The 21,223-nt window shown below is 69.5% G+C and carries 18 protein-coding genes; 4 read left to right on the top strand and 14 right to left on the bottom strand.

Features of this window, described 5'->3' with window-relative positions; all coding sequences use genetic code 11:
- Positions 1–124: 124 nt before the first annotated feature.
- From OZ403_RS25880 to OZ403_RS25855, 6 genes are all read right to left on the bottom strand, one after another.
- Complete coding sequence (locus OZ403_RS25880; RefSeq protein WP_268782039.1) at positions 125–1,399, bottom strand: AmpG family muropeptide MFS transporter; 1,275 nt, start codon at positions 1,397–1,399, stop codon at positions 125–127.
- An 87-nt stretch (positions 1,400–1,486) separates the two neighbouring features.
- Positions 1,487–2,446, bottom strand: a complete 960-nt coding sequence (locus tag OZ403_RS25875) for a hypothetical protein (protein ID WP_268782038.1) — start codon at positions 2,444–2,446, stop codon at positions 1,487–1,489.
- Positions 2,447–2,457: 11 nt separating this feature from the next.
- Positions 2,458–4,053, bottom strand: a complete 1,596-nt coding sequence (locus OZ403_RS25870) for a caspase family protein (protein ID WP_268782037.1) — start codon at positions 4,051–4,053, stop codon at positions 2,458–2,460.
- Positions 4,050–4,829 carry a DUF4384 domain-containing protein gene (locus OZ403_RS25865; RefSeq protein WP_268782036.1) on the bottom strand — a complete coding sequence of 260 codons (780 nt, stop codon included), beginning with the start codon at positions 4,827–4,829 and terminating at the stop codon, positions 4,050–4,052. The genes OZ403_RS25870 and OZ403_RS25865 overlap by 4 nt, the downstream gene beginning before the upstream one ends.
- The gene (locus OZ403_RS25860; RefSeq protein ID WP_268782035.1) at positions 4,826–5,368 is read right to left on the bottom strand and encodes an RNA polymerase sigma factor; all 543 of its coding nucleotides are present in this window, start codon (positions 5,366–5,368) and stop codon (positions 4,826–4,828) included. The genes OZ403_RS25865 and OZ403_RS25860 overlap by 4 nt, the downstream gene beginning before the upstream one ends.
- Positions 5,369–5,390: 22 nt before the next feature.
- Positions 5,391–6,371, bottom strand: a complete 981-nt coding sequence (locus tag OZ403_RS25855; protein WP_140855967.1) for a hypothetical protein — start codon at positions 6,369–6,371, stop codon at positions 5,391–5,393.
- 206 nt (positions 6,372–6,577) lie between these two features.
- On the opposite strand from OZ403_RS25855, the gene OZ403_RS25850 reads away from it, so the two are divergent.
- Positions 6,578–7,435 (top strand): nucleotidyltransferase, encoded by an 858-nt coding sequence (locus OZ403_RS25850; protein WP_418763962.1) that lies wholly within the window; start codon positions 6,578–6,580, stop codon positions 7,433–7,435.
- Positions 7,419–8,123 (top strand): metallophosphoesterase family protein, encoded by a 705-nt coding sequence (locus tag OZ403_RS25845; RefSeq protein ID WP_140799341.1) that lies wholly within the window; start codon positions 7,419–7,421, stop codon positions 8,121–8,123. Before OZ403_RS25850 ends, OZ403_RS25845 begins: the two co-directional genes overlap by 17 nt.
- Before the next feature lie 196 nt (positions 8,124–8,319).
- On the opposite strand, the gene OZ403_RS25840 is transcribed toward OZ403_RS25845, so the two are convergent.
- The 4 genes from OZ403_RS25840 to OZ403_RS25825 are packed head-to-tail and all read right to left on the bottom strand — an operon-like array spanning position 8,320 to position 12,985.
- Positions 8,320–9,858 carry a DUF4340 domain-containing protein gene (locus OZ403_RS25840; RefSeq protein WP_268782034.1) on the bottom strand — a complete coding sequence of 513 codons (1,539 nt, stop codon included), beginning with the start codon at positions 9,856–9,858 and terminating at the stop codon, positions 8,320–8,322.
- Positions 9,855–11,426, bottom strand: coding sequence for a GldG family protein (locus OZ403_RS25835; protein ID WP_140799339.1), 1,572 nt, complete (start codon positions 11,424–11,426; stop codon positions 9,855–9,857). Before OZ403_RS25835 ends, OZ403_RS25840 begins: the two co-directional genes overlap by 4 nt.
- A 1-nt stretch (position 11,427) precedes the next feature.
- The gene (locus tag OZ403_RS25830) at positions 11,428–12,231 is read right to left on the bottom strand and encodes an ABC transporter permease (RefSeq protein ID WP_140799338.1); all 804 of its coding nucleotides are present in this window, start codon (positions 12,229–12,231) and stop codon (positions 11,428–11,430) included.
- Positions 12,232–12,262: 31 nt separating this feature from the next.
- The gene (locus OZ403_RS25825; RefSeq protein WP_011554860.1) at positions 12,263–12,985 is read right to left on the bottom strand and encodes an ABC transporter ATP-binding protein; all 723 of its coding nucleotides are present in this window, start codon (positions 12,983–12,985) and stop codon (positions 12,263–12,265) included.
- A 151-nt stretch (positions 12,986–13,136) separates the two neighbouring features.
- Here OZ403_RS25825 and OZ403_RS25820 point away from each other — a divergent pair, with 151 nt between their 5' ends.
- Positions 13,137–14,330 carry an aspartate kinase gene (locus OZ403_RS25820; protein WP_140793899.1) on the top strand — a complete coding sequence of 398 codons (1,194 nt, stop codon included), beginning with the start codon at positions 13,137–13,139 and terminating at the stop codon, positions 14,328–14,330.
- Between the two features lie 127 nt (positions 14,331–14,457).
- Positions 14,458–17,025, top strand: a complete 2,568-nt coding sequence (locus tag OZ403_RS25815; RefSeq protein ID WP_268782033.1) for a N,N-dimethylformamidase beta subunit family domain-containing protein — start codon at positions 14,458–14,460, stop codon at positions 17,023–17,025.
- Here OZ403_RS25815 and OZ403_RS25810 read toward each other — a convergent pair.
- The 4 genes from OZ403_RS25810 to OZ403_RS25795 form a co-directional block, all read right to left on the bottom strand.
- A complete protein-coding gene (locus tag OZ403_RS25810; RefSeq protein ID WP_268782032.1) occupies positions 17,015–18,664 on the bottom strand; it encodes a right-handed parallel beta-helix repeat-containing protein in 1,650 nt (549 codons plus the stop codon). The genes OZ403_RS25815 and OZ403_RS25810 overlap by 11 nt on opposite strands.
- Positions 18,665–18,934: 270 nt before the next feature.
- Positions 18,935–19,261, bottom strand: a complete 327-nt coding sequence (gene cutA, locus OZ403_RS25805) for a divalent-cation tolerance protein CutA (RefSeq protein WP_140793893.1) — start codon at positions 19,259–19,261, stop codon at positions 18,935–18,937.
- 67 nt (positions 19,262–19,328) lie between these two features.
- Positions 19,329–20,291, bottom strand: coding sequence for an ATP-binding protein (locus tag OZ403_RS25800; protein ID WP_140793891.1), 963 nt, complete (start codon positions 20,289–20,291; stop codon positions 19,329–19,331).
- A 58-nt stretch (positions 20,292–20,349) separates the two neighbouring features.
- Positions 20,350–21,006 carry a hypothetical protein gene (locus OZ403_RS25795; RefSeq protein ID WP_268782031.1) on the bottom strand — a complete coding sequence of 219 codons (657 nt, stop codon included), beginning with the start codon at positions 21,004–21,006 and terminating at the stop codon, positions 20,350–20,352.
- Positions 21,007–21,223: the final 217 nt, after the last annotated feature.

Raw genomic sequence — 21,223 nt, 5'->3', positions numbered from 1 at the left:
ACTGCGTATCCCTTGGGAGAGGGTACGTGGCGCCAGTCTGTGAACTAGTGCACAGGGCGGACTGCTCTGGGTGTGTCTGTTTTTGTCTGGCGTTGGCGTGGGGACTGCGCGTCATTGCCGCCACTCAGGCGGTAGACGCACTTGGTGATGCTGGGGCGGTTTCCGGAGGCTCGTTGGACGGAGCGGCCGCGTCCTCCGGGAGGAACGCGAGCAGCACCAGCGCGGGCACGGCGAGCAGCACGGTTCCGGCGAAGAAGGTGGGCCAGCCCAGCCACTCGGCCATGTAGCCGGAGGAGGCGGAGATGAGACGGTTGGCCACCGTGCCCAGCGCGGACAGGAGCGCGTACTGCGTGGCGCTGAAGCTCTTGTGGCACAGCGACATCAGGTAGGCGGCGAAGGCCGTCACCGCCAGACCGCCGCAGAGGTTGTCCACGGTGATGGTGGCCGCCAGCATCAGGTCGTTCTTTCCCACCAGCGCCAGCCCCATGAACATCAGGTTGGTGAGGGCCTGCGCCGCGCCGAAGACGAAGAGGCTGCGCCGCGTGCCCAGCTTCACCATCAGCACGCCAGCCAGCAGGCCACCCGCGATGGTGGACACCATGCCCAGGCCCTTGCTGAGCGCGCCAATCTCCGTGTTGGAGAAGCCCAGCTCTTTGTAGAAGGGCGTCACCATTCCGGCGGCGATGGCGTCTCCCAGCTTGTAGAGCACTAGGAAGAGGATGACGGCGACGGCGCCCTTGCGCGTGAAGTACTCCACGAAGGGCTTCACCACCGCGTCCGTCAGGTTGCGCGGCGGCTTCGAGCCCTGGGGCTCCGGGGCCAGGAGCGTGGCCACCACACCCACGGCCATCAGCAGGCCCATGATGAAGTACGTCTGGGACCAGCCGGCGATGTCCGACAGCGTCAGGGCCAGGGCGCCCGCGGTGAGCATACCCAGGCGGTAGCCAGTGATGTACGTGGAGTTGCCGAGCCCGCGCTCCTCCACGGTGAGGATGTCCGTGCGCCACGCGTCCGCGACGATGTCCTGACTGGCGGACAGGAACGTCACCAGCACCGCCATGGCGGCCATGGTCACCGGCGCGTCCTTGGGATTCACCAGGCCCATGGCGGCAATGGCCCCCATGAGCAGCACCTGCGTCACCAGCATCCACCCGCGCCGCCGGCCCAGGAAGGGCAGGGTGTAGCGGTCCATCAACGGCGCCCAGAGCACCTTGAAGGTGTACGGCATGCTCACGAGGCCGAAGACGCCAATCGTCTTCAAGTTGACGCCTTCGTCCTTCATCCACGCCGACAGCGTGACGCCCGTCAGCCACAGGGGCAGGCCCGAGGCGAAACCAACGGCCACGAGCAGCCAGATGCGCGGGCTCTTGAGCACTTCGAGGATGGAGGGCTTGGACATGGAGGGCGCGGGAGAACAGCGGCCAGCATAGAGAATCCACCCCGCGCGTCACCATTCATGCACGGGAATGTACGCTCGGCTGCCTTCCTAGCCGTCCAGCGAGGAGAAGTCCGGGCAGGTGGCGCGCTCACCCTCCGTGGGATTGAAGAAGTCCCAGCTCCGCGCCGTGAAGGTGACGCGGCCCCGGACGTCCCAGCACTCGGTGTACTTCGCGCCCCGGATGTCGCCGCTCAGCACGTCCAGCACCGCCATGCCCCGGCCGTCCGGGGACCAGCGCGTCGTCAGGCTCAGGTCCTCCAGCAGCCCGCCCGGCACCAGGTCCTGCCCCGGCATGAGGAACTGCATCTCACCCAGGCTGCCCTGGGCCTCTCGGTAGGTGTATCGCGCCACGGGGAAGGCGCCGTTCTTGGGCGTGAAGGTCAGCTCCACTCGCGTGGGCAGCGCCTTCGTCTGGTAGTGGATGTCCAGCCGCCGTAGCGCCGTCACATCGGTGGCGGGAAGGCCCTCCTGCTCCGCCCGCTCCACGTCCAGATGGAGGCCGCCCACGCCCTTGCGGATGCCCGCGTCCGCCTCGAAGGTGCCACGCAGGAAGGCCCACCACCCGGCCTCGCCCGTGCCCGTCTTCCGGTACTCGAGCTGGTAGTCGAAGCTCAGCGCCTCGCGCGTCATCACGAAGCGGACGTCGTAGCCCGCGTGGTTCTGGTCCCGGTAGGGCCCCCACACCCGCCGGTCCGGCTCGCGCGTCGTCGGGGGCAGGCTCCGGATGTCCTCCAGCCGTGAGAGGAGGGCGTCCACGCTCGCGTTGAAGGCGCGCCCTGTCTCCTCCGTGTCGCCCATCAACTTGGAGGACTCACCCAGGCGTACCATCAGCGCGGAGGAGCGCGTCGCCAGCCCACCGGCCGAGCGCCCCGAGTTCTTCGCGGGCAGCTTCGCGGCCAGGTCCTCGCGCCGCGGCAGCGCGTTGAGGAACTCCAGGTCGTCGTTGGAGAAGTCGCCGCCGCACGCGGCCAGCGCCATGCACAGACAGGCCACCGGGAGGTGTCGCATCGCGTGCTCCTTCATGGCTGGTACGTCACCAGCGCGCCCAGCTCCCAGAAGCCCAGCGAGCGTTGCGCATCGACGTTGTAGAGCAGGTAGTGGGTCCGGGCCCGCGCCGTGAGGTGCAGCCGGGACAGGGGATTCCAGCGGATGCCCGCCACCAGGCCGGGAGAGAACATGGCGAACTTCTGGTCCGGGAGGGCTTCGTCCGCGAAGTCGCGGCGCATGATGAGCCACGCCATCCGCGCGCCCAGGAAGGGCGCCACGGGGCCCATGGGCCACTCGGACGACAGGGACGTGCCCACGCTCGTCATCGAGTAGCGGTACCCCGGGCCCGTCAGCGTCGGGAGCATCAGCACCGCCCGCCGGCTGCCCAGGGCCACGTCCAGCCCCCAGACCCAGTCGCGGCGGAAGTAGTCGTGGAGCTGGGCCTCCGCGCCCACCATCCCCACCGACAGGAACAGTGAGTCGCGCGTGGGTGCGTCGAAGTAGGACTGCACGCCGCCCGCCAGCCCCAGCGTCCACCAGGCGCCATCCGCGCGCAGGCCGCCCTTCACCGGGTCGTCGGAGAAGGGGGCGTCCTGGAGCCGCGCTTCGTGCAGCACCGCCTGATGGCCTCGCCGCACCTCCACCTCGCCGATGCGCAGCCGGTCCGCAAGCCGTCGTTTCACGCGGTAGGTGCCCGGTGCCAGCGCCACGCGCCGCTCCACGTCCGCCGCCTTGTCCAGCTCCGCCACGACGAGGCCACCCGGGTCCACGAAGTAGTAGGTGCCCACCGGCGCCGCGCCCGGGACGATGAGCCCTCCGCCGCTGGCGCGCAGGTCCGTGAGGACCAGGTCGCCGTTGCCCGCCAGGTCGTAGCTGAACGTCGGATGTTGCGGCCCCGCGCTGCTGGCCGCCGTGTCCGCCACCGTGCGGGCATACGCGTGGGAGTACGCCTCGAAGAGCGTCACCCGGCCGTCGCCGCTGCGGTCCGCGTCCCCCAGCAGCCCGCTGGCCAGGTGGTGTGAGAAGTAGCTGCCCGCCAGCGCGTCCGACTCCTGTGAGTCCTCGTCCGCCGCGCTGGAGGTGAGGATGACCAGCCCGCGCGCGTCGCGGCTCGCTCCCGACTCGATGTCGAACGCCGGGGCACGTCGCGCGCCCTTGGTGCGTGTCATCGCGCCGGAGCGGCATGAATCCAGGATGGCGATGCGGATGTCCGAGGAGGCTTCCGCGAGCCGGCGCTTGAGGTCGTCGAACCCCAGCCGCGTGTCGCCCAGCCGTAGCGCGCCGTCCTTGGCGTGGCCGGAGTAGTAGACGAACAGCGCGGTGCGCTCGCCTCGCGCCCGGGCCGCGCGGGCGCGCTGCTCCAGCTCAGCGAGGGCGGCCAGGAAGTCCCGCGCGTCTTCGTTCAGCAGCAGCTTCGCGTCCACGGGCGACACGCCGCCCAGGCGGAGCAGGAGCGCATGCATCTTCCGGGCGTCGTCCCGGGCGAAGCGCAGCGGGCGCGTGTCGGCGCCGCCCTGGTCGTTGCCGGCCACCAGCGCGAAGCGGCGCAGCGTGTCCGCGTCCGCGGCGGACGCCGCCAGGGCGAGCACCAGCGCCAGGGCGCGCGTGAGGCAGGGCAGACGGCTCATGGCTTCTGCAGCACCCAGTGCGTCTGCGCTCCGGGGACTTCCAGGTCGGCCATCCGGCCGACGTCGCCATCCGCCTGGGCAAAGGCGCGCCGGGCGGCTTCCACCAGCGTCTCCTGGGGCAGGGGCTCGTCACTCAGCACCACGATGACGCGCTCATCTCCAGAGCCGGTGAACTCCCAGCCTCCGGGCAGCCAGTGCTGTCCGCTGCCGGGTGCCACGGAGGCGCTGGCTCCCGCCTCCGGATACAGCGGCGTCACCTCGCCAATGGCGTCCACCGACAGCGCCGCCACGTAGCGGTGCGTCCCCGCATTGTAGCCCACCATCACCCGCTCACCCGGGTCGAGCGCCTCGGGCCTGCCCGGAATGGCCTCCCGCTGCGGCCCCAGCCCCCCTCCGATGCGCAGCTCCGCCGTCGCGCCGCCCTTGAGGCGGTTGAGTCCCACGATGGCGCTGGACTCCGCGCTGGAGCCCAGCAGCGGGCGCACCAGCACCACCACGAGCAGAGACGCGGCGATGGCCACCGTCGTCGCCACCCAGCGGCGCGGCGGCGGCCGGGCGGAGTCCTGCTGCCGCCGCAGGGCCTGCTCCACGCCGGCCTCGAAGCGCTCGAAGGGGACTTCCGCTTCGAACCGTGTCTGGGCTTCCTGGATGCCGCGCAGGGCCTGGGCGCAGGCCTCGCACGAGGCCGCATGGGCCTGGACGCGGGCGGCCTCGGTGGTGGCCAACTCCCCGGCGCTCAGGCGGCGCAGTGTCCATTCCGATTCGTGCGCGCTCATGGGACCTTCAGCTCCTCTCCGCCCAGCGCCGCGAAGTGCTCCAGCCGCTTGCGGATGGTGGGCACCGAGCGGCCCAGCAGCGCGGCCACTTCCTCCAGCGTCATTCCATCGACGTGGTAGTGGATGGCGGCCGCCTGTGTCTCCACGTCCACGCGCGCCAGCAACCGGCGCACCAGGTCTCGCGTCTCCATGGCCTCCTGCCCGCCATGGCCTTCAGGATGGGCGGCGGCGTCCCGTTCGAACCACTGACGCCAGCCGGCGCGCTCGCCGCGCAACTGGTTGAGACAGTGGTGGGTGGCAATCTTCATCAGCCATGTCAGCGGCGAGGACTCCGCGCGGAAGTCGTCGCCGTGCGTGAGGGCGCGGGCGAACACGTCGTGCATCGCATCCTCCGCCTTCGTCGCGTCCTTCAACAGGTAGCGGCAGCGCCCCAACACGCTGCCGCCGTGTTTCGTATACAACTCTCGCAGGAAGGCCCGCCGGTCCTGTCGAGGACCGCCTGGAATCACCTGGAGGAGTGGCCGGCTCGTTCCCGTCACACGGCGCAGACTACCGCGCGCGTCACAGCGTGGAGTAGACGGCGGTGCTGAAGTTTCCGCAGGCGCTCAGCTCGCCATAACCCAGGACCGGATTGACGCTGATGGCGAAGTAGGCGCTCAGGAAGTTGCTGTCCCAGCATTCACTCAGTGTGGCTTCACCGAACAGGTCCCCGCCCGACAGCTTGATGTCCGAGCGGCCAGCGCCCGTCGCCTCCCAGCGGCTCTTGATGGCCAGGTTCTCCAGCGCCGCGCGGCGCGGGTCCGTGTCGATGTCCTTGCGGATGACGAAGTCCAGCTCGCCGCCCGCGCCGACGCCCTGCTTGAAGCGATAGACGGCGTCCACGCGGGAGTCCGGGCGCTCCTCGTCACGCACCTGGTGGAAGTCCGCCTCCACGGAGGACTCCGCCGCTCCTGCGACGCGCGCGTAGCGAATCTCCGCCGTGCCCACGTCGTCGCCCGTGACGCCGGGCAGCGTGTTCGCCTGGTCCCAGTCGATGAGGAACCCGCCGGAGCCGTGGCCCTGGACGCGCTCACCGTCGGCGTTCACCGAGGCGGTGTGCGTGCCGGAGAGGAAGGCCACGAAGGCGCTGTCCGCTTCGTTCTTGCCCTTGCCCTCCAGGACCCAGGTGTAGCTGTGGTCGCCCGTGCGGGTGACGGTCAGCTTCCACGTCACCGCGTCGAGCGCGCCGGTGTGCGGGCCCCACACGGCCACGTTCCCTTCGATGGAGGTGGGGACGTGCCGGACGATGTCCTCGATGAGGTTGAGCACGCTCACCGTGCCGAAGTTGACGGTGGCCGCCGCCGCCACCGTCGCGCGGTAGTACTCGGCCTGTTGGCCTTCACCGTAGAAGGCCGTCAGCCCCTGCCCGTTGTTCCTGGAGGGCGAGCGCATCTCCACCATCTCCTTGGAGGGCAGTCCTTCCCGGAAGGCGTCTTCGTCGCTCGTCGCGTTGTCACAACCCGTCACCAGCAGGGCGGCACACAGCAGGCTCTTGCGTAGCATGGTCCACGTTCCCTTCGAACGGCCCCCGGCGGGCCGTGCAGCAGCGTGTCTGCCTTCATGGACACAGCTCGGCCGGAAAACGGAAAAGGCGCCCGCAGGGTGCGCGAAACGTCCGGAATCACAATACTTGCAGGTTGGCTGCCCGCTCCCCAGGCATCTATTCCGCACCGGCGGACGGCCGAAATTCTCAGTCCTACCTTTCGGCCATGGAAAAGAGACACCCCAACCATCCCGGCGAGATGGGTACGGACGCGCAGCTGGCAGAGCGTGAGCGGGCCCCGGACGAAATCAACGCCCGGGCCAGGGCCGTCGGGTTGCTTATCGACGCCGGGGTGCCCTTCGTCGTGGGCGGTGCCTACGCCTATGCGACGTATACCGGCATCTACCGCGACACGAAGGACCTGGACCTCTTCCCCCGCAAGGCGGACGCGCTCCGGGCGCTGCAAGTCCTGGAGAAGGACGGCTGGCGCACCGAGCGCGCGGACGAGGTATGGCTCTACAAGGCCTTCAAGGGCGACTACTTCGTCGACTTCATCTTCTCCTCCGGCAACGGCGTGGCGGTGGTGGACGACGAGTGGTTCGAACACGCCCCGCGCGCCACCATCTTCGGGCACGAGTGTCTGGTGGCCCCCGCCGAGGAGATGATCTGGTCCAAGGCGTTCGTGAACGAGCGCGAGCGTTATGACGGCGCGGACGTGAACCACCTGCTGCTGAAGGCGGGCCGGAGCATGGACTGGGAGCGGATGATGCGCCGCTTCGACCGGTACTGGGAGGTCCTGCTCAGCCACCTGATGATGTTCCGCTTCGCCTATCCGTCCGAGCGGGACGCCATTCCCGAATGGGTGATGGCGGAGCTGATGAGCCGCACGCTGCACACCCTGCGCGAGGGGCGCTGGGAAGAGAAGCTGTGCCGCGGCAACCTGATTTCCCGCGTGAACTATCACGTGGACATCCACCACTGGGGCTTCAGTGACGGGAGGTCCTGGGACGAGAACGAACGACAGCGAGGGGACGAGAGTGGCGCGCGATCCGGGCTCGAAAATTCGGTTGGCGGCGGTCGGTGACCTGCACTGCCGGGAGGACCACCACGGTCGCTTCCGGCAACTGGTCAAGCAGGTGAACGCCACGGCGGACCTGCTCGTGTTGTGCGGCGACCTCACCGACCGCGGAATGATTGAAGAGGGCAAGGTGCTGGCGGAGGAGCTGTCCGCGCTCCGCGTTCCCTGCGCCGCGGTGCTCGGCAACCACGACTATGAGCACAACCAGGTGAAGGAGATTTGCGGCGAGCTGGCCAAGGTCGGCGTCCACGTGTTGGACGGGGACCACTTCATCTTCGAGAAGGTGCTGGGCGTGGCGGGAGTGAAGGGCTTTGGCGGCGGCTTCGGCAACGCGACGCTCCAGGCCTTTGGCGAGGGCCAGACGAAGGCCTTCGTGCAGGAGGCCGTCACGGAGTCGCTCAAGCTGGAGGCCGCGCTGAGCCACCTCGACGTGGAGAAGAAGGTGGTCATCATGCACTACGCCCCGGTGCCGGACACGCTGGAGGGGGAGAACATCGAGATTCGCCCCTTCCTGGGCACCAGCCGCCTGTCCATGCCCATTGACCACTACGGCGCGGAGGTGGTGTTCCACGGGCACGCGCACCACGGCGCTCGCAACGGAAAGACGAAGAGCGGCATCCCCGTCTACAACGTGGCCATGCCCCTGTTGGCGAAGCACACCCCGGACCAGCGGTATGTGTTGCTGGAGGTGTAGTCACCCCGCGGGGCAGCACAGTGTCGCGTAGCCGATATCGTGAGACATGTCTGGCGGGTGGGCGCCTGAGGACCCAGCGCGGTCTGTGCATGCTCCAGTTCGAGCACACGCTGACGGAGGGGCAGGGGAGGGGGCTCAGCGCAGCGCCTTCACGCTGACGCTTGGCGCTGCTTGTCGGTGGGGCGGGGAGGGGCGCTCAGGGCGCCTGCTCCGTCTTCGCGGGCGGCTTCGGCGCGTCGGGGACCTTCGCTGCTTCCAGCAAGTCCTCGGGCCTGGTGGGCAACGTGAGGCGTGACTCGGGCACCTTGAGGACATCAGGGCCGGAGCCGCGGGCGTAGAGCGTGCCGGGCTCGTCGGGGACTTCAGTGCCCAGCCAGAGCCGCGCCAGTTCGCGTCCGTCCGCGCCCAGCAGCACGGCGCCGGGGGAGTCCGCCGTCACGCCATACCGGGCCCAATTCCTTGGGTTCGTCTCGCCGTAGCCCGTGGCCTTCAGACCTTCCAGCGCGCGCAGCAGCGAAGCGAGCTTGAAGTGTTGTGCCTTGCCCCGCTGCGGGGACTCCATGTCCCAGTGTCCGGCGCCTTCGTTGGCTTCCGACGTATTCACCACGGTGATGGTGGGCGCGCCACCGCCCGGGTGGAACACGATGCGGCGGACGTCCTGGCGCCGGAACTCCAGCACGCGCCGGTCCTTCAGCTCCCGGACGCTCACGTCCAGCACGCCGAGGGCGTCCTCGGGCACCTCGCCCAGCACGGCTTGCGTCCCCTGCTCGCGCAACGCATAGGCGCGCACGGCGCCGTCTTCCGTCACCCGGGACATCCGCACCCGAACCGGTTCGCCCGGGCCGCCGGTGAAGCGGGCGTCCACCACCGGGGCCTCCAGGCCCAACCGCTTCCGGGACTCCGGCGTGTCTTCGGGGAAGGACAGTGCCCGCTGGTCCCCCAGGACCTTCAGCAGGTCCGCGACACGCGTCGCGTTCGCGTTGGCGGCCACCGGCGCGACCAGCCGCCAGCCCGTGCCGTCCGCGTCTCGCGTCAGTTGATACGCCCCCTGCGGCGCCTTGACCTCGATGCCCTTCAGCGCACGCTCATCCAGGGGCGCCAGGAGGTCCTTGGCGCGCAGGGCGAAGGTGTCCCGGTCCAGGGCCCAGCGCACCGTCCCCGCGGCGGCGTGGACCGCCGGCTCCGCGTCTCGGCGTACGTAGACGGAGCCGTCGTAGGTGTTCTCCTTGCCACAGTGCAGTGTCACCGTGCGCTGGCGGGCGGGGTCCTGCGCCCCCTGGCCTTGAGCATCTGGCAGGTAGGCCCGGGCCGTGACGGTGAAGAGGGGCGGCTTCAGGCCGTACGCGTCCAGGTCGGCGTCGGTGGGCGCCTCCTTCACGGTGGCGCTGAAGCTCGAAGACGCCAGCGTGCCGAGGATGGTCTCCACCACGGCTGCCTCCGCGCGAGCGGACACGGGCGCCGTCAGCTTCCACGTACCGTCCTGCTCGCGAACCAGCTCCGTGGTGGCGCCCCGGGCCCGCACCGTCAGGTGTGTGAAGACGGGCTTCGCGGGTGCCCCGTCGTCCTGTCTGCGCGTCTCCTCCGTCCCCGTGACGAAGAGGCGCTGCTGGGTGTCGGCTTTCCGCCGGGCCTCGCTCGCCTCGGACGCCTTCTCACCGGTGCATGCGGTGAGCCCCAGGCCCGCCGTGACGACGGTGAGGATGCTCCACCGCCACCTTCCGCGGGCCGGCGTCACTTGTTGCGCCTCGACAGCCAGATGGCCAGGCCCACGCCCAGCAGCGTCAGCGGCATGAGGTCCGTGGCGAAGAAGCGGATGCGGCTGAGCGTCGCCGCGTCCAGCTCCAGCGTGGACACCTCGCGGTCCGGCGGGCGGATGGTGATTTTCGTGAGCTGCGTGGACGCCCAGCCCAGCGCGTTCATCACCAGGTTGCGGTTGGGCTCATGGCCCCAGTTCGGGTCCAGGAGAAGCTCCGAGTCTCCCATCACCACCAGGCGCGCCTCGTCGAAGCGCTTGCCCTGCGCGGCCTGGGTATCACGCGTCACGGCGGCCACCAGCACCAGTTGGCCCGTCTTCTCGCCATCCGAAGGCACCGCGTTCTCTTCTGGCGTGCTCTCCACCCATCCGTACTGGGACGTGAGGACCACCGGCTCCACCTGGACGCCCGGCGCCATGCCCATGCGCAGCAGCGTCAGGCTGCGCGGGGTGGGGAACTCCACGTTGAGCCCCCGCTGGTGCAGCGGCTTGCCAATCTCGTGGTCGCTGTAGAAGAGCGACAGCACCACGAAGGGGTTGCCGCTGTTGTATTGCGCGTCCGCGACGATGCCCTCGTCCACCTGCACGCCGTGCTCGGCCAGCAGTCCGTCCAGGCCGTCACGGAGATTGGCGTCGGCGAAGTAGAGCATGCGTCCACCGGAGGCGAGGTAGCGCTGGAGCACCTCCTTCTCCGGCGCGGTGTAGGACACCCGGGCCCCCGCGATGATGACCAGCGCGGCGTCCGGTGGCACATCTTGGACACCTGCGAGGTTCAGCGGTTCCGCGGTGTAGCCCTCCTGGAGCAACTGCCTCCGGAATTCTGACAGGCTGGCGCCCGGGTCATTGGGCGGGGCCTGCTCCTTGTCCAGTGGCCACTCCCCGTGGCCGGTGACGAAATAGACCTTCTGGCTGCCCACCGAGTTCAGCTTGAGGACCGCGTGCGTCAGCTCCTGCTCGGACACGGTGGCGAGCAGCGTGTGCGTGGCGTGCTCGCCCTCGCCGCGTACCAGCACCACCGCCGTCTGGCCCTCACGCACCTGGTACTTCGCGGCCAGGTCCGGGCTGCGGCGCGGGTCCTTGAAGGTGTACTCGAACTTCCCCGGCGCTTCCGCATGGTAGAGCGCGAGGAGCGCTTCCAACTGGCCGTACTGGGCATGCGCCGGGGTGATGAACGCGATGGCGCGCACCTGGTCCGGAATCGCGGCCAGCGAGGACACCGTCTGTGGCGCCAGCGTGTGGATGCGCGCCTGCGTCAAGTCCCAGCGCCGGTTCTGCTTGAAGGCCAGGTAGTTCACCGCCACCAGCCCGGCGAACACGCCCAGCGTGGTGAGCACCGTGGTGGCGAAGAAGCTGCTGGAGCGGCGGGTGGCGAACTGGCCGAACTGCCGGTAGTTCGTCGCGCCGTAGATGCCCACCAGCACCAGTCCCGCGCCCGCCTTCACGGCGGCGGTGACGGCGCTGTCCGAGGTGACGAACAGGGTGAACGGACTCGACAGCAGCAGCAGCAGTCCGAACGCGCCCAGGACCTTGCCGACGTTGGCCGCCTGCATGTCAGGCCCACCGCTGGGCATCCACCGTGCGGTGGGTGAGGAAGAGGGAGAAGCCGATGACGGAGGCGAAGAACACCAGCGACTGCGCGTCCAGCACGCCTTTGATCATCCCCTGCAACTGGAGGTCGCAGGCGACGTAGGACAGCGCGGAGCGCAGCGGCTCCTCCGCGCGGCGGGCCACCTGGCCCAGCAGCATCCACGCCAGCAGGACACAGAAGGTGAGGAAGGCCGCCAGCATCTGGCTCTCCGTCAGCGCGGAGATGAACAGTCCCACGGCCATGCAGGTGGCGCCCCACAGCAGCAACGCGCCGTAGCCCAGCAGGACGGTGGACCACTCCAGCGCCAGCCCGGACTCGCTGCTGCCCAGTGCGGACAGCAGCAGCGGGAAGACGAGCGTGAGCGCCAGCGTGGCGGAGATGACGCCCAGGCCGCCCAGGTACTTGCCCAGCACGATTTCAATGGGCCGCACCGGCGCCGTCATCAGCAGCTCGAAGGTGCGGTTGCGCTTCTCCTCCGCGAACAGCCGCATGGACAGGAACGGCGTGACGACCAGGGTGATGACCAGGACGCTGCCCCACAGCTCCACCACCACCCCGTCCGTGAGGTTGCGGTACATGTTGAAGTCCGGGGACATCTGCGCCCAGCCCACCCGGCGCGCCACGCCCTGGACGTCGTTGAACGCCTGAAGCAGGTCCGTGAAGTAGAAGGCCGTCAGCGCCGCCATCGCCGTGAAGACGGCGTAGGCCCACGGCGTGGTGAAGTAGATGGACAGTTCCTTGCGGGCAATCGCCAGGGCGGTGCGCATGGAGGCAGGGTCCTCGAAAAGGGGGCCGCGCTCAGGCGGCGGTCAGCTTGATGAAGACTTCTTCCAGCGACGCGTTCTCCGCCTGGCCGTGGATGCGGGCCAGCTGGGAGATGTCGTCGTACGCGGCCATCTTCCCCTGGTGGATGATGAGCACCTTCTGGCACGTCATCGTGACCTCCGGGAGGATGTGCGTGGAGAGGATGACGGTGTGCTTGCCGGCCAGGCCCTTGATGAGGGCGCGCAGCTCGGCGCGCTGTGCGGGGTCCAGGCCTTCGGTGGGTTCGTCCAGGATGAGCACCGGCGGGGAGCCGAGCAGCGCCTGGGCGATTCCCACACGCTGCTTGTAGCCCTTGGACAGGTTCTGGATGACGCGGTCCATGACGTGCGTCACACCCATGAGGGCGGCCACCCGCTCCAGCTCGGCCTTGAGGGCGCTCCCCGACAGTCCCTTCAGTGAGGCGACGAAGCGCAGGTAGCCTCGCACCGTCATCTCCACGTAGAGCGGCGGCATCTCCGGCAGGTAGCCGATGCGGCGCTTCACCTCGAGCGGCTGCGCTTCGACGTCATAGCCCCCGACGCGGACCACCCCCTCCGACGGCGGGAGGAAGCCGGTGAGGATTTTCATGGTGGTGGACTTGCCCGCCCCGTTGGGGCCCAGGAACCCGAGAATCTCACCGGCCTCGACCTGGAAGGTGAGGTCGTCCACGGCCACCCGGTCGCGGTATCGCTTGGTGAGGTGCTGGACCTCGATCATCGGCATGGGCGCGGTATTAAACCCGACATTGGCGTGTCAAGGCGACACCGACTCCGGGTGTGGGCGTCGTTCAGCGGCTGGCCAGACTTCTGCAGGGAGGCCTACCAGTGTGGTTTTCCGGACACGCCGAACAGGGGTAGTGAGTCGAATCATGCCAATCGTGGTCCAGAAGTACGGCGGCTCGTCGGTCGCCGGCGTGGAGAAGCTCCGCAAGGTCGCCCAGCGGGTGAAGGACAAGCGCGAGGCGGGCTATCAGGTGGTGGTGGTGGTGAGCGCCATGGGCGACACCACGGATGAGCTGCTGGCGCTGGCCAAGGGCGTTTCGGCGGACCCGCCGCGCCGCGAGCTGGACATGCTGCTCACGTGTGGCGAGCGCATCTCCATGGCGCTGCTCTCCATGGCGCTCCAGGAGATGGACGTGCCGGCCATCAGCTTCACCGGCAGCCAGAGCGGCATCATCACCACGGACGCGCACGCGCAGGCCCGCATCGTGGAGGTGCGTCCGTACCGCATCCACGACGAGCTGGCGCGCGGCAAGGTCGTCATCGTCGCGGGCTATCAGGGCGTCTCCTTCAAGAAGGAAGTGACGACGCTGGGGCGCGGCGGCTCGGACACGACGGCGGTGGCGTTGGCGGCGGCGCTGGACGCGGAGGCGTGTGAAATCTACTCGGACGTGGACGGCGTGTTCAGCGCGGACCCCCGGGTGGTGCCGGATGCGCGCAAGCTGGAGTCGCTGAGCTACGACGAGATGCAGGAGCTGGCGAGCGCGGGCGCCAAGGTGCTCAACGCGCAGGCGGTGGAGTGGGCCAAGGCGCGGGGCATCACCATCCTCGCGCGCACCGCGCACGGCCAGGGAACGGGGACGGCGGTCCAGGAGCTGGCTGTCCCCACGGACCACCGGCTCAAGGGCGTCACCGCCGACGCGGAGATGGCCGTGCTGTCCGCCGCGGAGCCCATCCGCCTGGCGGAGCTGCTGGAGTTCCTGGACGCGCGCGCCGTGCGAGGGCGGACGCTGGACTTCGAGGGCTCGGTGGGCGGGGCGCGCAGGACGGTCATCACCGTGCCTCTGGCGGACATCCATGGCGCGGACGCGCTGCGCCGGGAGCTGGCCACGCGCTTCGGTGACGCCGTGTCCTGGCGCGAGGACCTGGGCACCGTCACCTGTGTGGGCGTGGGGTTGAACGCGGACTGGGCGCCGCTGCGCCGCGCGCTGGCCGCCGCCGAGGAGCTGGGGGCTCACGTTCACGCGGCCCATACGTCGCCTTTGCAACTGACGCTGCTGGTGGACAAAGCACACCTGAAGGCGCTGACGGCCCGGCTGCACCGAGAGCTCCTGGGCGGGTAGGCCTTTTCCCACCCTGAGCTTTTGTCCGGGTGATCCATCCCAATGATTGCTCCAGGAGGGCACCCGCTTCCCTCCTGGGGGTTCGTGCCTACCCTCCGCTCCAATAGCCGTGGCTTGGAGGATCGGAATGGCTCAGGCAGGCCGTTGGGCGGGCTGGGTGTGCGGGCTTGCGCTCGTGTTCGGTGGCATTGGCTGTGAGGAGGCGGCCGTGCGCCCGGTGCTACCGGGTGACAAACACGACACGCCTCCCCTGAACGACGGCTATGACGGCGGCGACGGTGAGCCGCATCCGGGACTCATTGACGCGGGTGTGCCGGACGCCGGCACCGGACAGCCCGCGCCTCCCGACGCGGGCCCGGTGGAGCTGCCCGCGCGAGACGCGGACGCCGTGCGCGAGGAGAACCGCCGCCCGGGGACCACGGCGTGGCGCATCACCCGCAACGCCCACGGCCGCGAAATCGAAGGCTACGCGCTGAAGGCCACGCTGACGCAGGGCGAGACGCTGCGAGTCGCCGTGTCGGTGTCCGAGGCCCGGACGTTCCGCTGGTACGTGTACCGGATGGGGCACTACGGCGGCACGGGCGCCCGCGAGGTGGCACGCGGAGGCCCGGTGCCCGGCGTGCGCCAGGGTGACTGTCCCGCGGACCGCGCCACGGGCGTCGTCGCCTGTAGGTGGGCGCCCACGCTGGAGATTCCCGTCGGTGAAGACTGGGTGCGCGGCGTGTACGTGGTGAAGCTGGTGCGTGAGGACAACCACCAGCGCTACGTGCCCTTCTTCGTGCGCGACGCGAATCCGCGCGCCGAGGTGGCCGTCCTCATCCCCACCGCCACCTGGGCCGCCTACAACACCTGGGGGGGCACCAGCCTCTATGACGACCGCGACCGGGTGATGCGCGAGCACGGTGTCAGCCGCGCCTTCCAGGTGTCCTATGACCGGCCCAACTACCGGGGCCATGGCAGCGGCCACCTGCTGACGGACGACCTGAGCCTGGTTCAGTGGCTGGAGTCGCAGGACCTGGACGTGGGCTACTTCACCGACGAGGACCTGGACGCCAGCTACGACTTCCTGGCCGGCGCCAAGGCCTTCTTCATGTCGGGCCACGACGAGTACTGGAGCCCGCGCATCCGCGAGCACGCGGACCGGGCGGTGGCGGAAGGCCGGTCGCTGCTCAACCTGGGCGCGAACAATGCGTACTGGCAGGTGCAGATGGAGCCGTCCAAGGACGGCCGGCCGCGACGCATCATCGCCTGCTACAAGGGCCACGCGAGTGAGCCGTACACGGGCGCCCAGCGCACGGTGAAGTTCCGCGAGCGCGTCGTGGGCCGTCCGGAGAACGCGCTCCTGGGCGTGCAGTTCTCCGCCCGCTGGCACCAGTTCGGCTTCCCCGCCGTCATCACCAACCCGGGACACTGGGCACTGGCGGGCTCGGGGCTGAAGGCCGGTGACACGCTGTGGATGGCCAACGGCTACGAAGTGGACCAGTTGGTGAGCAACGGCAGCTCGCCGGAGGGCCTGGAGGTGCTGGCCGAGTCCCCGCTGCTGTCGCTCCAGGGCGCCTTCGGCTTCGGCCACATGGTGCTGCGCAAGCAGGGCAGCGCCTACATCTTCTCCTCGGGCGGCATCGACTTCGTGCGCACGCTGGCCTCCGAGGACATGGCGGACCCGCGCGCGGCCCGCATCGTCGCGAACGTGCTCTACAAGGCGCTGGGCCGGCCGGTACCCGACACGCTGGTGCGCTTCGAGCGGCAGAACGTGTCGAGCGCCCAGGGGCCCTCCTCGGCCGAGGTGCGCACGGTGGCGGGCGTGCCCGGAAAGCGCGTCCGCGCCGGTGTCCCCGTGGCGGGCAACTCGCTGGGGGCGCCCACCGCGGTGGCCCTGCTGCCGGATGGCGGCATCGTGGTGGCGGACGGCCTGGGCAACGCGGTGAAGCGCGTGACGCCGGGGGGCGAGGTGAAGACGGTGGCCTCCGGCCTTAATGGCCCCATGGGCATCGCCGCGGACGCAGCGGGCAACGTGTACGTGGCCGACACGGACCACTACGTCATCCGCCGCATCGACCCGGAAGGGAAGGTGGAGGTATTCGCGGGCGGGACGCCGGGCCTGATGGACGGCCCCGCGAAGCAGGCGGCCTTCAACCAGCCCACGGGCCTGGCGGTGACGCCGGATGGCACCGCGCTGCTGGTGGCGGACATGAACAACGGCGTGATTCGCCGCATCGACCTGGTGGCGGAGGGCCACCCGGTGACGACGCTGCAGGGTGACTGGCTCTACCGGCCCTCGGGCGTGGCGGTGAGCGCGGATGGGAACACGCTGTTCGTCGTCGAGTCCGGCATGTCCCGGGTGGTGCGCATCCGCGACGGCCTCACGTCGGTGGTGGCGGGCACGACGCCGGGCTTCCGTGACGGCGCGCCGGAGTCGTCCCAGTTCCTGCCGTACCTGGGCATCGCGGTGCTGAAGGATGGCTCGCTCGCGGTGTCGGACCCGGGCAACTACCGCGTGCGCCGCGTCGTCCTGAACGCGGACGGCAGCGCGCGCAAGGTGACGACGCTGGCCGGCAGCGGGCGTTACGGCCACTCGGACGGGGCGGGAGACAAGGCGGACCTCGTCCTCCCGGCCGGTCTGACGGTGGGGCCGGATGGCCGCCTCTACGTGGCGGACGCCGGCAATTCGCTGGTGCGCGCGATTACTCCATGAGCGCGGCGGTGGTGGCCTCGGGGCAGTCCGACTCCACCGCGCCGATGTCCGGCGCGGCGCCGCAGTAGGGCAGCCCCAGGTCCATGCCCCGGTCCACCGCGCGCTCGCCGGGCATCAGCGTGTCCAGGTCCACCAGCGGCTCGCCGCCCTCATCCGAGTCCTGCTCCACGCCGTTCGACAGCCAGTGGGCGAGCGTGCTGCCCACCCACCCGCTCTGCGGGGCGACGAAGATGCCCGTGTTGAACGCGGCGTCGGCCAGGTAGAGGTTGGACGTCATGCTGAGGCCGGGGGCGGACAGGCCCATGCTGACGGCGTTGCGCGTGGCGAACAGGTTGTTGCGCACCGCGATGTTGGTGGACGGCCCACCGGTGCCGTGGCCCACCACGAAGGCGAAGCCGTCCGTTCCCACCACCGTGTTGTGCAGCACGCGCACGTCGCTGCCATTCTCGATGCGGATGCCGGAGCCCTCGGGCGTCTTCAAGTCGTGGATGCGGTTGCGGCGGATGGAGATGTTGGTGGGCGGCGCGCCCACGCGGGTGCCCCCCACGGCGATGCCCAGCGACGAATCCGAGATGTCGTTGTCCTCGATGACGACGTTGCGCGCGGAGTAGTGCACCACCACAGCCTCGCCACGGGACGAGGTGGACTTGTCGAAGCCGTACATGCGGTTGCCGCGCACGACGACGTCGTGGCACGTCTTGAGGTCCACCGCGTTCTCCCGGTTGTCGTACATGTCGTTGTCCTCGATGAGGACGCCGCGCGCCGGGGTGTTGTTGCTGAAGCCCTCGGGGCCCAGGCACTGCACCGAGTCACCCGAGTTGTCGTGGATGTCGTTGCCCCGCACGGTGATGTCCACCGACGTGGGCGCGATGACGACGCCGTGCGAGTCGTCGTTGCCTCGAGCGAAGTGGTGGATGTGGTTGTTCTCGATGGTGATGCCGTTGGCGCCCGCGTCGGTGCTGATGCCGCTGCCGAACGCGCCGTGGTGCAGCTCGTTGCCCGCGAGCACGGTGCCGGTGGTGTTTCCAGAGAACGTCACGGCGACCTGGCGCTGACCCCGGACGTCGAACTCGAAGCCCTCGATGCGCCAGTGGGGGCGCTGTACGTGGGCCATGAACCAGCCGCTGTTGGTGGGAACGAGCTTGGGCAGGTCCTCGCCACGCAGGGTGATGGGGGCATCCGCGGTGCCAGCCTTGGCGCTGGCGTCGATGATGAGCTTCTCTGTGTAGGTGCCCTTCTGGACGCGGATGATTTCCCCCGGGCCCACCCGCGTCAGGGCCTTGGAGATGGTGCGCAGCGGCTTTGCACGCGAGCCATTCGCCGAGTCATTGCCGGACGGGCTGACGTACCACTCCTTCGCGTAGACGGGCGGCTCCGGTGCCTGCGGCTCGGGGACGGGAGGCGGCTGCTCCACCACGGGCGTGTCGTCTTCGTCATCGCCGGCGTGGCCAGAAACGTCGTCGTTGTCGTTCTGCGGCGCGGGCGGAGGCACGTTGGGGGCCGAGGGCTGCCGCGAGCCAGGATAGCTGGGAAGGCGGTCCGAATCGGACGCTGGAGCAGGCGCCTGCGCGCCGTTGGAGCAGGCGACGCCACCCACGGACACGAGTCCGAGGAGGCACAAGCTGCGCAGTCGGGACATGGGGGTCGGCTCCTGGGGGGGAAGAGGGCGAGCCGACAACGTTCCTTTCGCCGCGCCGTATTCTGCCGGGAGCCCGTGGCCGTGCCCTCGTGGAGCAGGCGGCCCGCCGGGTCGCTCAGGCTCCCGGCGCGGGCCCGCCAGGCCGCACTGTCCCTCTGAAAACAGGGGGCGGAGGCCGCGCACGAGCCCTTCTCCAAAGCCGCTTCCTCCCTGTTCCAGCCGCAGGCGGAGCGCTGGCTGCGCCAGTCAGTAGGGCAGGGGAGCGGGACTTCAGTCCGGCGTGCGGGTGCTGCCCAGAATCCAGGAAAGGTACGGCGCGTGCCCCTCCGCGATGTCCACGCGCAGCACCTCCGGGACGTCGTAGGGATGCAGTTCGACGATGCGCGCGCGCAGCGGCTCGAATAGGGCCGCGCGCGTCTTGAGGATGAGCAGGACCTCGGGCTCGTCCTGGACCTTCCCCTCCCACCGGTAGATGGAGCGCAAGCCGGGAACGATGTTGCCGCACGCGGCGAGCTGCGCTTCCACCATCGCGCGGGCCAGCTCGGCGGCCTTGTCCTCGGTGGGGGTGGTGACGAGGACGATGATGGCGTCAGTCATGGGCACAGGATGCGTGAAGCTTCCGCCGGCCGTCGAGCGGGATGGCGCAGACAGGCGTCCCGCGTGACTACCGTCCCAGCGTGCGCCCACCGCCCGTCGCATGGTGCATGGGCGCGTCCATCTCCTGCCGGGTGCGGCGCCGGTCCGGCGTGTCCTTGGGAAACTCGACGAATGTGCACAGCTCGCACAGCCGGCTGTAGATGCGCTCACCCACGCGCTCTCGGAGCAGCTCCGTGTCGCGGGCCGCGCTGCGTGAGTCCTCGGTGGTGCGGTAGCCTGTCGGCGCCGCGCTTCGGATGGCGCGCTTCTCCGGCTCCAGGGAGTAGTTCGACGCGAACAGCGTGGTGCGGCCCGCGTTGTAGCGGCGGGCAATCAGCTCATCGAGCGTTTCCATCTCGAAGGGGCTGCCGCGGCCCTTGCCCATCTCGTCGATGGCCAGCACCTCCACCTCCGACAGGGGCCCGATGATTTCGCCGCCGCTCTTGCCCTCCTGGAAGCCACGCCGGATGGTCGCGTAGAGGAGGGAGATTTCGACGTAGCGCCCACGCACGCCCAACTCCAGAGCCAGGTGCGCCAGCGTCGCCGCCAGGAGGTGTGTCTTCCCGGTGCCCACGGGCCCGCTGAGGATGAAGCCCTTGGACGAACCACCCGGCACATACTGGAAGGCGAACTGCATGGCCACATTGCGGCCCCTGTCTTGTTCCTCCTTGGATGCGCGGTAGTTTTCAAAGTTTGCATGCGCTGCTGAGGCAGGCAGACCCAGCGCATCGAAGCGAGCAATGCGCTTTCGCAGCTTGGTGCAACTGCACGCCTCCATCACCTCGTAGCGCCGGGGGCCCATCTTCTGGCTGAACTCGCCCTCGCGCTCGACCAGCACGTGCCCGCGCCCGCCGCACACCGAGCAGTGCTCGGAGCACGCGCAGATGCGCGCCTGGGCCTGGTCCCCGCGGCGCTCGATGACATAGGTCCGCCCGCCGCACTCACCACACGCCTCGCCATTCGCCTTTGGAGCCATCTCACGCACCGCCATACCAGAGCCTCTCCTCGGTCGTCAGTCTACTGAACGGGCGGTCAGGCGTTCTGCCCACCTACATCTCCTTCACGCCCAGCCGCCGCCGCACCGTCGCCAGCACCCGGAAGCGCCGGGACACCTTTCGGGCGCGCGGCGACATCACCTGTTGTTCCGCGGACGCCGTCAGGGCCTCACGCCACACGGCGCACCGGTCCAGGAAGGGCAGGGCGCGCAGCACCAGCAGGAATGCCAGCGCTTCCTGGGCGTCCATGGCCGCCGGCTCTTCCGGAACATGCGCCAGGACGGTGATGCGCAGGTTGCGCACACGGTGCGACAGCGCTTCGTTCCGCCCCGCCAGGTCCTCGAGTGCCGCGCACAGCCGCGCGTGCCGCGTCTCCTCCCAGGAACGGACCCGCTTGCGCTTGGGATTGGAGGAGGGTTCCTCACCCGCGCCCGCCGCGAGCTCCCGGTACTTCTTGATCTCCGACTCCACCTGCCGCCGGCACGCGCGCAGCGAGCGCAGCACCGGCTCTCCGGGCCGCGCGTCCCAGAGGGCCTTCTCCGCCGAGCGGGAGATGCCGCGCGCCACCACCTCGAAGGGAACGCCTTCCCGGGCCCAGGTCGTCAAAAGCTCGGTGTCCAGCGCGGAGAGCATCAGCCCCGCGCCACGCACAGCGAGGAAGTAGTCCTGCACCAGCTCTTCGAAGCTGGCGCTTTCGGGGAGGAGACTCATGATCCGACGCGTACTCCAGTGCAGGGATGCCGGGCAACCGACCGTCCGTTCCCCCATACCTGGCAGGTCCGACATGGCAACTCCAGGGCGCCGATTTTCACAGCGAATCTGGAAGATTTTGAACCGACGCTCCCCGAGGAAAGCAGGCGGCCAGTCAGTGTTGACCCGCCGCGCGGAAACCGCGCATAGTGAGGGTCCCCGAATGGAAATTCCCGAA

Origin of the sequence: Myxococcus sp. NMCA1, from assembly GCF_026810205.1 — a bacterium.
Lineage (GTDB): Bacteria > Myxococcota > Myxococcia > Myxococcales > Myxococcaceae > Myxococcus > Myxococcus xanthus_A.
The sequence above is the reverse complement of the archived record's forward strand: the minus strand, read 5'-3'. Positions and strand labels throughout refer to the sequence as shown.

Coding starts and splice junctions, on each gene's coding strand:
- OZ403_RS25880 (WP_268782039.1), bottom strand. CDS start 1,399: ATGTCCAAGCCCTCCATCCTCGAAGTGCTCAAGAGCCCGCGCATCTGG.
- OZ403_RS25875 (WP_268782038.1), bottom strand. CDS start 2,446: ATGCGACACCTCCCGGTGGCCTGTCTGTGCATGGCGCTGGCCGCGTGC.
- OZ403_RS25870 (WP_268782037.1), bottom strand. CDS start 4,053: ATGAGCCGTCTGCCCTGCCTCACGCGCGCCCTGGCGCTGGTGCTCGCC.
- OZ403_RS25865 (WP_268782036.1), bottom strand. CDS start 4,829: ATGAGCGCGCACGAATCGGAATGGACACTGCGCCGCCTGAGCGCCGGG.
- OZ403_RS25855 (WP_140855967.1), bottom strand. CDS start 6,371: ATGCTACGCAAGAGCCTGCTGTGTGCCGCCCTGCTGGTGACGGGTTGT.
- OZ403_RS25850 (WP_418763962.1), top strand. CDS start 6,578: ATGGAAAAGAGACACCCCAACCATCCCGGCGAGATGGGTACGGACGCG.
- OZ403_RS25835 (WP_140799339.1), bottom strand. CDS start 11,426: ATGCAGGCGGCCAACGTCGGCAAGGTCCTGGGCGCGTTCGGACTGCTG.
- OZ403_RS25830 (WP_140799338.1), bottom strand. CDS start 12,231: ATGCGCACCGCCCTGGCGATTGCCCGCAAGGAACTGTCCATCTACTTC.
- OZ403_RS25825 (WP_011554860.1), bottom strand. CDS start 12,985: ATGATCGAGGTCCAGCACCTCACCAAGCGATACCGCGACCGGGTGGCC.
- OZ403_RS25820 (WP_140793899.1), top strand. CDS start 13,137: ATGCCAATCGTGGTCCAGAAGTACGGCGGCTCGTCGGTCGCCGGCGTG.
- OZ403_RS25815 (WP_268782033.1), top strand. CDS start 14,458: ATGGCTCAGGCAGGCCGTTGGGCGGGCTGGGTGTGCGGGCTTGCGCTC.
- OZ403_RS25810 (WP_268782032.1), bottom strand. CDS start 18,664: ATGTCCCGACTGCGCAGCTTGTGCCTCCTCGGACTCGTGTCCGTGGGT.
- cutA (WP_140793893.1), bottom strand. CDS start 19,261: ATGACTGACGCCATCATCGTCCTCGTCACCACCCCCACCGAGGACAAG.
- OZ403_RS25800 (WP_140793891.1), bottom strand. CDS start 20,291: ATGGCGGTGCGTGAGATGGCTCCAAAGGCGAATGGCGAGGCGTGTGGT.
- OZ403_RS25795 (WP_268782031.1), bottom strand. CDS start 21,006: ATGAGTCTCCTCCCCGAAAGCGCCAGCTTCGAAGAGCTGGTGCAGGAC.